Below are 12,533 nucleotides of genomic sequence, written 5' to 3'. Positions count from 1 at the left end.
GATCAGACCGGCGCGCCGGTGCCGGGTCGGCGGGCCCCCTCGCCGGGGTCGTCCTCGCCGCCTTCGTCTTCTGAGGGCCCGGGTTCGATCGCATCCGCGTCGTTCGGGATGGCCTCCTCGAGGATGGCGCCGTCGGGGACAGGATCGGTCTCGACGCCGGCGAACTCGATGCCGCTCTGGTCGGGGTCGCTCGGGAGGCTCATGCCTTCCCTCCCTCGATGAAACCGGCTTCCTTGAACATCCGGCGCAGCGTCAGCACGGTCTGCTCGTCGACCGGGGTGCCCTCGGGGCGGGTGAACTCCTCGCGCAGGTTGCCGAGCTTCACGACGATCTTCTCGCCGCCGTGGCTCTTCTCGACGTCGGCGACCTCCTCGAGCATGACGACGAGGTCGTGCCAGCCCAGGTTGTGGGTCGTGGGGTGGTACTCGATCTGGTCGAGGGTGCGGCGTGCGCCGGGAGTGAGGTCCTCAGGGGCGTGCATGGTGTGTGTCCTTTCTGGGGTGGAGCGGTGGGGCGGTGGAGCGGATGAAGCGGCGCGGCGGGGGAGCGGGCGGCCAGGGGCGGGCGGTTCAGACGCGGGCGGTTCGGCCGGTGGTCGCGGGCGGGAGGCCCGTGAGCGGCAGCGTCTCGCCGAGTCGCCGGCCGTAGTCGGCGATCGAGCGCCCGATCGGCAGCCTATTCCGTTCGTAGTGGGTGAGGGCCTCCGGCAGGTCCGCTGCGTCGAGGTAGTCGGTGAGGGCGATGGCGTCGCCCGCGGCTTTCGCCGCCCCCATGGCCGTGTGCGGCCGCACCATGACCGCGGCATCGCCGAGCAGGGCGACCCGGCCGCGCACCATCCGCGGCGGCAGGTAGTCGAAGATCGCCTGGAGGAAGGGCTCGGGCTCGGCAGCCACCGCGGCGGCGAAGGCCGGGGGCAACTGCGCCCCCGCGGCCTCGACCAGTTCCTGGCGCAGTTCGGCGGGCAGGTCGCCGGGAGCGAGCGAGACGCTGCCGGGCGGGCGCCCGGACCGCACGACGAGCCCTTCGAGCTCGCGTGCCGGCAGCGGGCGGTACCAGACCCAGTTGTAGCGCCGCCCGGGCGGGTCGATCTCGCCCTGCGACCCCGGGACCGGGTAGCCGAGCATGTGGGCGCCCGGGCCGGTGTAGAACGCGAACCGGCCGAGCAGCGCCTCGGCCGCGTCGGCGGGGAGGGCGCTCTCCGGGATGAGCCCGCGCCAGGTGACGTAGCCGACGTAGCTGTTGTCCTTGTGATCCGGCGCCACCGCCTCCCGGGTCACCGAGTTCAGGCCGTCGGCGCCGATGATCAGGTCGAAGGAGAGCCGCCGTCCGTCGTGCAGCTCGGCGATCGCCGCGTGCTCGGTCGAGTGCACCGCAGTGACCGCGTGATCCAGCAGGTAGGAGCCGGACGGCAGCAGGGACAGCAGCACCTCGTAGAGGGTGTCCCAGGAGAGCTGGGTCTGCGGCGTGGGATCGCGGTGCAGGACATGGCCGGCGAGGTCGACGGTGATCCGTTCGTGCGCCACCACGCCGACCCGGGCGGCGTCGTCCCGGCCGACCCGGCGGAGCAGGTCGTACAACTCCTGCTGGGCCACGAGCCCGGCCCCGCGCCTGGCGAGACCGGTGCGGGAGCGCTCCAGCACGGTGACCCGGTGACCGGCTCTGCCCAGGAGGGAGGCCGCGAAGAGGCCCCCGATCGATCCGCCGACGATGCCGATGTCGAGCCGCTGGGTCTGTTTCATGGGGCCGAGACTAGCCGGGCGGTGCACTCTCGACCTGCTACAGACGTCGGAAGCGATCGGCCCCCGTCCTAGCCGTCTCAGGGGCACTCGAGGGTCGCCGTCGTCCGGGCTCCCGTAGGCTCGGCGGCGGAAAGGGGATCATGGGAACCGGTGGTTCGGCATTGAGCCAGTACCTCAGGGCCAGGCGCGCGCTCGTCACGCCCGAGGAGGCCGGGATCCCGCGTGAACCGGGCCGACGGGTGAGCGGTCTGCGGCGCGACGAGGTCGCCGCGCTGACCGGAGTGAGCCCGGGTTACTATCACCGTCTCGAGCAGGGACGCGACCGTCACCCCTCCGAGCAGGTGCTGCTCGCCCTGGCCACCGTGCTGCGGCTGGACGACTTCGCCGTCGAACACCTCTTCCGGCTCGCGGAGGCCGAGAGCGGCGCCCTGGTCTCGGACGAGACCGCCCGCGCTCAGGGCCCCGTCGAGGTCGCGGACGTCGTCGACCACTGGGTGCAGAACCCGGCGTTCGTCACCGACGGCCTGCAGACCGTCGTCGCCTCCAACGTGCTGGCCAGGCGGCTCGGGCAGGGCCGGCTCGACCCGGGCCAGAACATGGTGCAGTGCTGGTTCACCGACGAGGCGAGGAGCTTCGCGCCCGACTGGGAGGAATCCGCCGCCCGGCTGGTCGCGGCGCTGCGCTTCCAGAGCGACCCCGCCGATCCGGCCCTGCACCGCCTCGTGGCCCGGCTGACCGCTGAGGACGACCAGTTCGCCGACCTCTGGGCCCGGCACGACGCCCGCCCGCTCGGCGACGGATTCATCCGATTCGACGTCCCGGGGGTGGGGGCGATCGACCTCCGCTACCAGAGCCTCGCGGTGCCGAGTCGCCGTGGCAGCGCGCTGACGGTCTTCTTCGCCGAGCCGGGCACGCCGGGCGCAGCAGCCCTGGCCTACCTGATGGCGCTCTGACTGGTCCTGTCGCAACTACTTAGTGACTCGGGAAGCATTTAGCGCTTTAATGGAGCTTCCACTCCAAATAGGGGTGGCGCGGATGCCCGATCCGCGATCCGGATGCGAGGTGCGGCATGACCACGGCGGTCGAGTCCCCCTCCACCGGGCGCCCCCGGATCGGCATCCTCCTGTTCGACCAGGTGAAGATGCTCGACTTCGCCGGGCCCGCCGAAGTGTTCTTCGAGGCCGGACAGCGCAGCCCCGGCTACGAGATCGTCATGCTCTCCCTCGACGGGGAGGACGTCGTCACGTCGATGGGGGTGCGGGTGGGCGTGCACGCGTCCGTCGAGGACGCGGGCGAGATCGACACGTTCATCGTTCCCGGAACGGAGAGCGCTCTCACGGTTTTCGCCGACCACCGGCTCCTCGAGGCGGTTCGCCGGCTCGCGGGCCGCGCACGCCGGGTCGCGGGCGTCTGCACCGGAGCGTTCGCGCTCGCGGCCACCGGCCTCCTCGACGGCCGCGCCGCGACCACGCACTGGAAGTTCACGTCGCAGATCGCCGCCCGCTTCCCCCGGGTGGAGCTGCATCCGGAGGCCATCTTCATCCGCGACGGAGACGTCTACACCTCGGCCGGGGTGGCGGCCGGCATCGATCTCGCGCTGGCCCTGCTCGAGGAGGACCACGGGGCGGAGGTCGCGCGTGCCGTGGCACAGCTGCTCCTGGTGCACATGAAGCGCTCCGGCAACCAGTCGCAGTTCTCGGCCCTGCTCTCGGGGCCGGTGGCCCGCACGCCTCTGGTCAAGCTCGTCACCGAACACGTGGCGGAGGATCCCTCGCGGCCGTACACGGCGAGCGGTCTGGCCGCTCGGGCGAATGTGAGCGTGCGGCACCTGAACCGGATGATGCGCGACGAGGTCGGCATGTCCCCGATCGAATACGTCGGGTCATTGCGACTGGATCTCGCCGTCTCCTACCTCGACTCCGGGGCGACCGTGGCCGAGGCCGCCGCCTCGGCGGGCTACTCGACCCCGGTGGCGCTGCGCCGGGCGTTCGTCGCCCGGTTCACCATCACGCCGTCCGAATACCAGCGCCGGTTCCAGTCGACCAGGCGCGAAGGGGGCCCTGGCGCGGCCACGCCCGTCCTGGTGGCCCGCCGGTAGATTGGCGGCATGACAGGAACTGCGAACCCGGGTGACGGGGCAGAGCGGCCCCAGAGCCTGTTGTCCTCCTGGTCGGATGTCCCGGCCGTTCTGATCGACCGTCATCTGACCGTGGTCGAGTCCAACCGCCTCGCGAAGGCGCTCACGCCCGGATTCGTTCCCGGGGTCAACCTGGTGCGCTTCGCCTTCCTCGACCCCGAGCTCGATCTGGAGGTCGGGCTCTGGGGGCCCATCACCCGCCAGCTCGCGGGCATGCTGAAGGAAGCCCTCGAGGAGGGCGACGAGGACGCCGCGTTCCACGAGGTCATCGGCGAGCTCTCGGCCCGGAGCCGAGCCTTCTCGGTGACCTGGGCGGAGGAGCCGCTGCCGGTGCGGCGGACCGGCCGGGCGATCTTCCTCGGCACCACCGCGGGCGACGTCGAGCTCCGCTACACCCTGTTCCGGGTGCCTGGAGAGGGTCAGGAGACGGTGATCGTCCTCGGCTCGGGCGACTCGTCGTCTCGGTCGGCGCTCCGCGCACTCGGCGAGACCGCGGACTCGGACCGTCCGGCCTGAAGCCGGGCCGACAGGTAGGCGATCGCCGCGGCTGCCTGCGACCCGGGCTCGCCCGAGAACGTCGTGAGGTACTGGCGGCCCGGGCGGGGGATCTCGAGTGTCTGCCAGCGGAAGTCGACCCAGCCGAAAGGCGCAATGTCGACGCGCTTGACGCCTCCGGTCTGCGGCTGGGCGGCATGCTCGCCCCAGACGCGCCGGAAGATCAGGTGCCGGGTCGAGAGCCGGCCCACGATCTCCTGGAAGCGGGGATCGTCGGGGTCGCCCTGGAACCGGAGCGAGGAGATCATCTCGCGCAGCACCTGCTCCCAGTCGCGCCGGATGGTCTGGGATTCGTCGTCGTCGAGCATCGCGATATCCGCCATCGTGATCCCGTAGTGCTCGAAGGCCATCTCGATCAGATTGGTTCCGGGCACGTGGAACCCGGGCGCGATCAACCGGCCGAGGCCGTTCGAGGCGAGCACGTCGAGGTTCGCGTCCGTGACGTAGGCGGGCGTGTGCGACCACTGGTTGAGGAGCTGGAGGACGCCGTCGCTCACGGAGTAGTCGCGGGTGACCGCCTGGAGGTAGGGCCGTGGCCTGGCCAGCCGGAGCAGGTAGGTGCGGCCCGAGGAGTCGATCCGGAGTGCACGGGCCAAGGCTCGAACTACCTGGTCGGAGGGCCGGCGGTCGCGACCCTGCTCGATCCGGAGGTAGTAGTCGGGGCTGATGCCGGCGAGGCTCGCGACCTCTTCGCGCCGCAGTCCCGGCACCCGTCGGCCCGGTCCGCGGGGGAGTCCGACCTCTTCCGGCTGCACCTGCTCGCGACGCGCGCGGAGGAAGTCTCCGAGCTGGTTGCTGGAACTGCCCACGGCCTGCTGTCTCCTCGAGTCGTTGGTCCGAGAAAAATCCTATTTGATTCTCGAACGTCGCTCGTGCCGCGTGTGAGACCGATCGGGCCGTGAATGGTCCGGTTTCGGACATGTCCTCGCTCAGGTGCGGTGGTCAGCCCGTCGCGAGAGCGCGGCGGCGCATCAGCACGCCCGCGGTCACCGTCGCGACCAGCACGATCAGCACGAAGACCAGGAGCACGCTCGCCGCCGGTGCGAAGGTGAGCGCGGCGCCCACGATCAGCACGGGGATCGCGAGCCCCGAGTAGGCGACCAGGAAGATCAGGGACAGCGTCTCGCCCTTCCGGGCCGGGTCGGCCAGAGCGACAGTGGTGCCGACCGCGCCCTTGAACAGCAGGCCCACCCCGAGCCCCGCGATCACGCCGCCAGCGATGAACACGACGATCTCGGGCAGGATGGCGCCGGCCGCGACGAGCACGAGACCGGTCGCGCAGGCCGCGATGGCGATGGCCAGCTGGAGCGGCATCCGGAGCCGGGCGAGGAGGAGCTGACCGGCCGCGGCGGCCGCGAACACCGAGAAGGAGGTGGCGCCGGCGAGCAGGTGGTCGCGGGCCATGAAGGTCGTGCCGAGGAAGGTGGGGGCGAGCGAGGTGAAGAGCCCGAGCACGGCGAACCCGGAGAAGGCGCCGAACGCGGCGATCAGGAAGGGTCGCCGCGCCCCCGCCGGAACCGAGAGACGCTGGGGCCGGTAGCGCGGCGGGTCGTCCGGCCGGTCGACCGTCTCGGGCACGAGCAGCAGCAGCACCGCCGCCACGATCAGCAGCACGAGGAAGACGATGTGCGGCAGCATCAGGGGGTCGGGCAGGTACTCGGCGAACAGCCCGCCGATCAGCGGCCCGAGCGAGAGCCCGCCGAGGTTGGCCGCGCCCGAGACCGAGGCGGCGACCAGAGCGTTCTCGTCCGGCCGGGCGATCGAGCGGAGCTCGCTGAGGTGGGCCGTCGCGGTGGCGGTGAGGATGCCGATGCTCGCGCCGTTGACGAACCGCGCCACCAGGAGGCCGGGCACCTCGGTCCAGAGGATGAACATCACGGCCGACAGGGCCGAGATCAGCACGGCGATCACCAGCACGCGGCGGCGGCCGAGCCAGTCGCTCACGTGCCCGGCGAGATAGAGGCTGACGATCACGCCCACCGCGTAGGCGGCGAAGATCGCCGTGATCACGAAGGCGGGGAAGCCGTCCTGCTGCTGGTAGAGCGGGTAGAGGGGAGTGGGCACGGTCGAGTACGCCATCACCAGCAGAAAGGATGCGGCCACGATCCAGAAGCCGGCCGCGTGCTGCACCGAGGGACGTGCCCTCACTTGATGCGTGGTCTCCGCCATCTGCCGTCGGCCTCTCGTCTCGGGGCGGTCCGCCGCATCCGGATGCCCCGGATCGGCCGCCCGCTCGTCCTCCGACCGTAGAGCACGGGGGAGCACCCCGGCTCGGATGGAAGTCGACACCTGATCCGACGAATGTCGAGTCCTCATCCCAGCCCCTCGCCCGCCGCGGGGACGCGACTACAGTGATGCCCGTGGCCGACGACGACATCACGGCGGGACTTCCCGCCGATCTCCGCGAGCTCATCGACTCCTGGTCGGGGACTCCTGCCTTCGTGCGGGACCGGCACCTCGACGTCATCGCCTCCAACGCGCTCGCCCGTGCCGTGTCGCCGGCCTTCGTGGAAGGCGTGAACCTCGCCCGCAGGACCTTCGTGGAGTCCGACGTGATCGACGGCCGCCCGGCCTCGCCCGAGATCGCCCAGGCCGTCACGACGGCTCTCCGCGACTCCCTCGACCGGCACGAGGCCGACGCGCAGTTCCTCGACCTGGTCGGGGAGCTCGAGGCCGGCAGCGGCCGGTTCGCCGGTGCCTGGGCCGAGCCGGCGGCCGACCAGGGGGATGCGGTCCTGACCTATCGCGTGGAGGCGGTCGGGCCGGTCCGGCTGCGCTATCAAGACCTCCGCATCCCGGATCAGAACGAGTACACCCTGGTGGTCATGCGGCCGGCGGACGAGTCGTCCCGGGTGTCCCTGCAGCGGCTCTCGGAACTCACGACGGGGCTGTCGGAGTCGTAGCCGATCCGGCTCATGGGGTAGGCTGGTCTCATCAAGGGGAGTACTCCCACGCGATGAGCCCGTCAGTACGGATGCGATGCAGCATCCCGGGTCATCGGTTCCGGCTTCGGTCGGGGTGGAGGAGACCTTGGCGTCATCTGTTCGCCAACCCCTTTGGAGTACCTCCATGCAGGTCACACCCCTGATCTGGATCATCACGATCCTCGTCACCATCGCGTTCTTCGTCTACGAGTTCTTCGCGCACGTGCGGAAGCCGCACGAACCCACGATCGCCGAGTCGGCCCGCTGGTCGGCCTTCTACATCGGGCTCGCCCTGCTGTTCGGCGTGGGGATCGGCGTGGTCTCGGGGTGGAACTTCGGCGGCGAGTACTTCGCCGGCTACCTCACCGAGAAGGCGCTGTCGATCGACAACCTGTTCGTGTTCCTGCTGGTGATGACCGGGTTCGCGGTTCCGAAGGCGTACCAGCAGAAGGTGCTGATGATCGGCATCGTGATCGCGCTGATCCTCCGCGGCGGGTTCATCGCGGTCGGCGCCACGCTGATCGAGAACCTCTCCTGGATCTTCTACCTGTTCGGCGCGCTGCTGCTGTTCCTGGCCTACCGCCAGGCCTTCAGCAGCCACGAGTCCGACCCGGCCAACGGTAGGTTCATGAACTTCGTGCGCCGCATCCTGCCGGTGAGCGACGAGTACAACGCCGACAAGCTGACCGTGAAGAAGAGCGGCAAGCGCTTCCTCACCCCGATGTTCCTCACGATCATCGCGATCGGCTTCATCGACCTGATCTTCGCGGTCGACTCCATCCCGGCGATCTACGGCCTCACGAACGAGGCCTACATCGTGTTCACCGCGAACGCCTTCGCGCTGATGGGCCTGCGGCAGCTGTTCTTCCTGATCGGCGGCCTGCTCGAGCGTCTCGTCTACCTCGCGCAGGGGCTCGCCGTCATCCTGGCCTTCATCGGCGTCAAGCTCGTCTTCCACGCGCTGCACGTCAACGAGCTGCCCTTCATCAACGGCGGTGAGCCGGTGCTGTGGATCCCGGAGATCCCGATCTGGTTCTCGCTGCTGTTCATCGGCGCGACGATCGCCGTCGCCACGATCGCGAGCCTGGCGAAGACCCGCGGCGACCGGGATCGCGGCGACCGCGACCGGGTGCAGGGCGAGCCGATCGAGGCCGCTCAGCCGCGCGAGCACTGAACTGGGGCATCCTCCCCGACCCTGGACCCGAACTCTCGACCCGAACCCTCGACCCGAACTCTCGACCCGAACTCTCGACCCGAACTCTCGACCCGAAAGGATCTCGCATGAGCACGTTCGCCCGACTTCTCGGACTGGCCCAGAAGGCCCTCGACTCGGCCGCGGCCCGGCAGGAGGGCGGGTCGGCGCACCGGCCGGCCCACCAGTCAGCAAGCCAGCCGGCTCACCGGCAAGCGCCCGTTCAGCCCACGCGCGAGGCGGTCCCGGATGCGGCCGACCGGCAGGCCATCGCTCGGTACGACTACCTCCTCCGCACCGCCGAACCGCAGCAGATCGAGCAGGTGCACCGGGAGGCGTTCGCTCGCCTCACCCCGGCGCAACGTGCCGTGGTCCAGGAGCGGATGCGGGCCGAGCTCCCGCCGCACGAGCAGCCGCGTTCCGCCGGAGCCGACGATCTCGCGCGGGCGGCGACCCGCACCGAGGTCGCGCGACCGGGGTTCCTCAAAGGGCTGCTCGCACGCGCCGGGCAGGGTGGCGGCTCGGGCCGTGATGGTGTGAGCGGTGGCGGTGCGGGCCGTGGGGGGCTGGGCCGTGGTGCTGGTCTGGCGGGTGCCGGGCTGGCGGGCGGAGCACTCGCCGGTGCCGGACTCGCGGCCGGCGGTGTGCTGGCGACGGTCGCAGGCGGCGCCGCCTTGAGCGCCGTGGGCGGCCCGTTGCTCGAGCAGGCCGCGGGGCTCGGCGTCGATTTCGACGCGCTCGCCTCCGGGGTCGACCTCGAGGCGCTGACGGGCGGGCTCGGCGATCTCACGGGCGGGCTCTCCGCCGAGGCCGGGGAGTTCGCCGGAACCGCGGGCGACGCGGTCTCGGGTCTCGGCGAGCAGGTCTCGGGCGCCGGCGGCCAGCTCTCCGACCTCGCGTCGGGATTCTCGCTGCCGGGACTGGACGACCTCTTCGGGCGCTGATCCGCTAGTCGATCCGGTCGCTCGGGTCGCTTGTTCAGTCGCCCCGGCGGCGGGCTCAGTCCTCCGGGCGGAGCGCGTCCGGCTTGTGCACGGCCTCCTTGCCGGTCTTGTCGCTCTTCACCAGGAACTGCGGGTCGTCGTCGCTGGCCCTGACGGTCCGGCCCGCGGCCTCGGTGTCGTCGGTGATCTTCTTCTCGACGGTGCCGGTGGTCTCGGTGGCGTGCGTCTTCCAGGAGACCTTGTCTCCGCGGGATGGATTCTCGCTCATGCGGGCGACCGTACTCCTGGTGGGCGGCTCCCGGTGCCCGACTCCTGCTTGGCGGCCGATGCCGGTGTCGGTGGCCCGGCGTAGGGTTCCGGGCATGAGCGATGCACACGACAAGTCCCCCGCGCAGGCCGACGGCGCACCCGAATCCTTCTCCGAGAGCGAGCAGATCGCCGAGGCCCCTGACGTCGAGATGCTCGGCGGCTCCGGCCCCGACTCGTCCTCGGCCAGCAAAGACCCCGAAGACTGGGTCACCGGAGACGAGCCGATGACCGGTCCGCAGAAGAGCTACCTCGATACTCTGCTCCGCGAGGCCGGCGAAGAGCTCCCCGCCGACCTCACCAAGGCCGAGGCCTCCGAGCACATCGACCGCCTGCAGAAGCTCACGGGCCGCGGTCAGTGAGCCAGGCCGCGCCGGAGGATATTGAGGGCCGGCGCGGGCCTGCAGAGGCGGTTCCCTCCGTCTTCGACGAGTTGCGGCGCGAGGTCGCGTCCCACGAGTCCAACGCCTGGGCCCGCGAGGCCGGTTACGCGCCGCTGTTCGTCGCCTCCGAGCACTCTCGGGTGCTCATCATCAGCCAGGCTCCCGGCCGGCGGGCGCAGGAGACCGGGATCCCCTGGAACGACCCCAGCGGCATCCGGCTTCGCTCCTGGCTCGGCCTCACCGACGAAGAGTTCTACGACCCGTCGAACCTCGCGATCCTCCCGATGGACTTCTATTACCCGGGTAAGGCGCCGAGCGGCGACCTGCCGCCGCGGTCCGGTTTCGCCGACACCTGGCATCCACTCGTGCTCGAGCAGCTCACCCAGGTGCGGCTGACCATCCTGATCGGCGCCTACGCCCAGCGTCACTACCTGGGCCGGCGCGGCGGCATGGGGCTCACCGAGACCGTGCGGGCGGCCGAGACCTACCTGCCCTACTTCCCGATCGTGCATCCCTCGCCGCTCACGCTCGGCTGGCGTGCCCGCAACCCTTGGTTCGAGGCCGAGACGGCTCCGAGACTCGCGACGCTGGTCCGTTCGGCGCTCGACGGCGATCGGGGGCCGGGCCATCCCGGTGCCGGCGCGTCGGCCGGCGAGGAAGTCGGAAAGCAAGCCGGGGAGGAAACCGGCCGCGACCCCGGTGCTCCCGGCCCCCCGTAGGCTGGACCTCCGTGAGTCTGATCCGCCTGAACGACGTCTCCCTCGAATTCGACGGCCGCCCCGTGCTGAGGGAGGCTTTCCTGAAGCTCCGGCCGGGTGACCGGATCGGGCTGATCGGCAAGAACGGCACCGGCAAGTCCAGCCTCCTCGAGCTGGTGCTCGGCCGTCAGGAACCGACGAGCGGCACCGTCGACGTGACCCTGGGCACGACGATCGGCTACTTCTCGCAGTTCTCCGAGCTCGACGGGGATCGCAGCATCCGTGACATCCTGAACGACCACTTCGCCGCCGTGCACGAGACCCAGGCGCGACTGGACGCGATCGGCGAGCAGCTCGCGGTGCCGATGGACGACGCCGCGATGACCGCACTGCTCACCGAGCAGGGCGAGCTCTTCGAGCGGATGGATGCGATCGACGGCTGGTCGTTCGAGAACGCCATCGACACCGTGCTCACCAGCCTCGGCTTCGACGAGGAGCGGAGGGCACTGCCGGTCGACCGCCTCTCCGGCGGCTGGCGCAACCGCGCTGCGCTCGCGCAGATCCTCATCCAGTCGCCCGACGTACTGCTGCTCGACGAGCCGACGAACTTCCTCGACCTCGATGGGGTGCGCTGGATCGAGAACTGGCTGGCCCGCTACCAGGGCGCCGTGCTCGTCGTCACGCACGACCGCCAGTTCCTCGACGGGGTCGTCACCCGCATCGTCGAGATCGAGAACTACCGCCTGCAGGAGTACGAGGGCGACTACTCGGCCTATGTGCACGCCAAGCAGTCGCGGCTGAAGATGCTCGAGCGGCAGTTCGCGCACGAAGAGGAGCTGCTGGCCTACGAGCAGGCGGCGAGCACGGCGCGGCGCGAGGCGGCACGGAACCCCGCGAACGCGGTGGCCCGGAGGCTCGCCGACATCAAGAAGCGGCAGGCACCGCGGCCGATCGACCAGATCATCACCGACATCTACGGCGGGCTCCGGGTGAGCAACGACCTGCTCGAGGTCGTGAAGCTCACGAAGGGCTTCGGTGGGGCGCCCCTGTTCGAAGATCTGAGCTTCAGCCTGCACCGCGGTGACCGGGTGGCGGTGCTGGGCTCGAACGGATCGGGCAAGTCCACGCTCCTCGACGTGCTGACCGGCGAGACCGAGGCGGATGCCGGGCAGGTGCGCTGGGCGAAGGGCGCCCGGTTCGTCTCGTACAACCGCGTCTACGCCGAGCTCGATCTCGCCGACTCGGTCGGCCACGCCGTGAACGCCTACCCGGACTCGCTCGCGTTCAGCGCGACGAAGAAGAGCGTCGCCCGGTTCCTGGCGATGCTCCAGTTCTCGGATGCGGATCTGCAGCAGAAGATCGGCACCCTGTCCGGCGGCCAGCGGGCGCGCGTCGCGATCGCCCAGTGCCTGCTGTCCGGAGCGGCCGTGATCGTGCTCGACGAGCCGACCAACCACCTCGACATCACGAGCACCCAGGTGATGGAACGGGCGCTCACGCACTTCCCGGGTGCGGTGATGGTTGTCTCGCACGACCGTTTCTTCGTCGACAAGCTCGCCGACCGTCTGCTCGTCTTCGACGGCAGCCCGCGGGTCTCGGAGCAGGCGGCCAGCGGCGCGCTCTGAGCGACCGGCGGCATCCACCGCAGGGCGTGT

The 12,533-nt window shown here is 70.5% G+C and carries 15 protein-coding genes; 9 read left to right on the top strand and 6 right to left on the bottom strand.

The features are described from left to right. Positions 1 to 2 precede the first annotated feature (2 nt). The 3 genes from HSO01S_RS01990 to HSO01S_RS01980 all read right to left on the bottom strand — a co-directional run bounded on the left by HSO01S_RS01990 (position 3) and on the right by HSO01S_RS01980 (position 1,739). Complete coding sequence (locus tag HSO01S_RS01990) at positions 3 to 203, bottom strand: hypothetical protein (RefSeq protein ID WP_066038885.1); 201 nt, start codon at positions 201 to 203, stop codon at positions 3 to 5. Further along, entirely contained in the window at positions 200 to 481 is a 282-nt protein-coding gene (locus tag HSO01S_RS01985; protein ID WP_066038884.1) for a hypothetical protein, read from the bottom strand. The genes HSO01S_RS01990 and HSO01S_RS01985 overlap by 4 nt, the downstream gene beginning before the upstream one ends. 88 nt (positions 482 to 569) lie before the next feature. Next, complete coding sequence (locus HSO01S_RS01980) at positions 570 to 1,739, bottom strand: FAD binding domain-containing protein (RefSeq protein WP_066038883.1); 1,170 nt, start codon at positions 1,737 to 1,739, stop codon at positions 570 to 572. 140 nt (positions 1,740 to 1,879) lie between these two features. Here HSO01S_RS01980 and HSO01S_RS01975 point away from each other — a divergent pair, with 140 nt between their 5' ends. From HSO01S_RS01975 to HSO01S_RS18560, 3 genes are all read left to right on the top strand, one after another. Beyond that, a complete protein-coding gene (locus HSO01S_RS01975) occupies positions 1,880 to 2,692 on the top strand; it encodes a helix-turn-helix domain-containing protein (RefSeq protein WP_084361210.1) in 813 nt (270 codons plus the stop codon). 116 nt (positions 2,693 to 2,808) lie between these two features. Then, positions 2,809 to 3,837, top strand: coding sequence for a GlxA family transcriptional regulator (locus HSO01S_RS01970; protein ID WP_066038881.1), 1,029 nt, complete (start codon positions 2,809 to 2,811; stop codon positions 3,835 to 3,837). 9 nt (positions 3,838 to 3,846) lie between these two features. Then, complete coding sequence (locus HSO01S_RS18560; protein ID WP_157078846.1) at positions 3,847 to 4,392, top strand: MmyB family transcriptional regulator; 546 nt, start codon at positions 3,847 to 3,849, stop codon at positions 4,390 to 4,392. Here HSO01S_RS18560 and HSO01S_RS01960 read toward each other — a convergent pair. Together HSO01S_RS01960 and HSO01S_RS01955 are read right to left on the bottom strand one after the other, a co-directional pair. After that, complete coding sequence (locus HSO01S_RS01960; RefSeq protein ID WP_066038879.1) at positions 4,296 to 5,240, bottom strand: helix-turn-helix transcriptional regulator; 945 nt, start codon at positions 5,238 to 5,240, stop codon at positions 4,296 to 4,298. The genes HSO01S_RS18560 and HSO01S_RS01960 overlap by 97 nt on opposite strands. Before the next feature lie 133 nt (positions 5,241 to 5,373). Beyond that, complete coding sequence (locus tag HSO01S_RS01955) at positions 5,374 to 6,579, bottom strand: MFS transporter (RefSeq protein WP_245635849.1); 1,206 nt, start codon at positions 6,577 to 6,579, stop codon at positions 5,374 to 5,376. Positions 6,580 to 6,791: 212 nt separating this feature from the next. Here HSO01S_RS01955 and HSO01S_RS01950 point away from each other — a divergent pair, with 212 nt between their 5' ends. The 3 genes from HSO01S_RS01950 to HSO01S_RS01940 all read left to right on the top strand — a co-directional run bounded on the left by HSO01S_RS01950 (position 6,792) and on the right by HSO01S_RS01940 (position 9,491). Beyond that, complete coding sequence (locus HSO01S_RS01950) at positions 6,792 to 7,334, top strand: MmyB family transcriptional regulator (RefSeq protein WP_157078845.1); 543 nt, start codon at positions 6,792 to 6,794, stop codon at positions 7,332 to 7,334. Between the two features lie 166 nt (positions 7,335 to 7,500). After that, entirely contained in the window at positions 7,501 to 8,529 is a 1,029-nt protein-coding gene (locus HSO01S_RS01945) for a TerC/Alx family metal homeostasis membrane protein (RefSeq protein WP_066038876.1), read from the top strand. 107 nt (positions 8,530 to 8,636) lie between these two features. Next, on the top strand, positions 8,637 to 9,491 hold the full coding sequence (locus HSO01S_RS01940; protein ID WP_066038875.1) for a hypothetical protein: 855 nt from the start codon (positions 8,637 to 8,639) through the stop codon (positions 9,489 to 9,491). 55 nt (positions 9,492 to 9,546) lie between these two features. Here HSO01S_RS01940 and HSO01S_RS01935 read toward each other — a convergent pair whose 3' ends face one another. Beyond that, entirely contained in the window at positions 9,547 to 9,759 is a 213-nt protein-coding gene (locus HSO01S_RS01935; RefSeq protein ID WP_066038874.1) for a hypervirulence associated TUDOR domain-containing protein, read from the bottom strand. 190 nt (positions 9,760 to 9,949) lie between these two features. Here HSO01S_RS01935 and HSO01S_RS01930 point away from each other — a divergent pair, with 190 nt between their 5' ends. From HSO01S_RS01930 to HSO01S_RS01920, 3 genes are read left to right on the top strand one after another with little or no spacing between them, the layout of a single operon-like run. Further along, entirely contained in the window at positions 9,950 to 10,159 is a 210-nt protein-coding gene (locus HSO01S_RS01930) for a DUF3072 domain-containing protein (protein ID WP_066039124.1), read from the top strand. Then, a complete protein-coding gene (locus HSO01S_RS01925; protein WP_084361208.1) occupies positions 10,156 to 10,899 on the top strand; it encodes a uracil-DNA glycosylase family protein in 744 nt (247 codons plus the stop codon). Before HSO01S_RS01930 ends, HSO01S_RS01925 begins: the two co-directional genes overlap by 4 nt. 11 nt (positions 10,900 to 10,910) lie before the next feature. Further along, positions 10,911 to 12,503 (top strand): ABC-F family ATP-binding cassette domain-containing protein, encoded by a 1,593-nt coding sequence (locus tag HSO01S_RS01920; RefSeq protein WP_066038873.1) that lies wholly within the window; start codon positions 10,911 to 10,913, stop codon positions 12,501 to 12,503. The last annotated feature ends 30 nt before the right edge of the window (positions 12,504 to 12,533 follow it).

Source organism: Herbiconiux solani NBRC 106740, from assembly GCF_001571005.1.
Classification (GTDB): Bacteria; Actinomycetota; Actinomycetes; order Actinomycetales; family Microbacteriaceae; genus Herbiconiux; species Herbiconiux solani.
This window is presented reverse-complemented; position numbering and strand designations above follow the sequence as displayed.

Bases quoted from the DNA above. Each gene is read 5' to 3' on its own strand.
- HSO01S_RS01985 (WP_066038884.1), bottom strand. From the start codon at position 481: ATGCACGCCCCTGAGGACCTCACTCCCGGCGCACGCCGCACCCTCGAC.
- HSO01S_RS01930 (WP_066039124.1), top strand. From the start codon at position 9,950: ATGCTCGGCGGCTCCGGCCCCGACTCGTCCTCGGCCAGCAAAGACCCC.
- HSO01S_RS01975 (WP_084361210.1), top strand. From the start codon at position 1,880: ATGGGAACCGGTGGTTCGGCATTGAGCCAGTACCTCAGGGCCAGGCGC.
- HSO01S_RS18560 (WP_157078846.1), top strand. From the start codon at position 3,847: ATGACAGGAACTGCGAACCCGGGTGACGGGGCAGAGCGGCCCCAGAGC.
- HSO01S_RS01980 (WP_066038883.1), bottom strand. From the start codon at position 1,739: ATGAAACAGACCCAGCGGCTCGACATCGGCATCGTCGGCGGATCGATC.
- HSO01S_RS01935 (WP_066038874.1), bottom strand. From the start codon at position 9,759: ATGAGCGAGAATCCATCCCGCGGAGACAAGGTCTCCTGGAAGACGCAC.
- HSO01S_RS01945 (WP_066038876.1), top strand. From the start codon at position 7,501: ATGCAGGTCACACCCCTGATCTGGATCATCACGATCCTCGTCACCATC.
- HSO01S_RS01940 (WP_066038875.1), top strand. From the start codon at position 8,637: ATGAGCACGTTCGCCCGACTTCTCGGACTGGCCCAGAAGGCCCTCGAC.
- HSO01S_RS01990 (WP_066038885.1), bottom strand. From the start codon at position 203: ATGAGCCTCCCGAGCGACCCCGACCAGAGCGGCATCGAGTTCGCCGGC.
- HSO01S_RS01970 (WP_066038881.1), top strand. From the start codon at position 2,809: ATGACCACGGCGGTCGAGTCCCCCTCCACCGGGCGCCCCCGGATCGGC.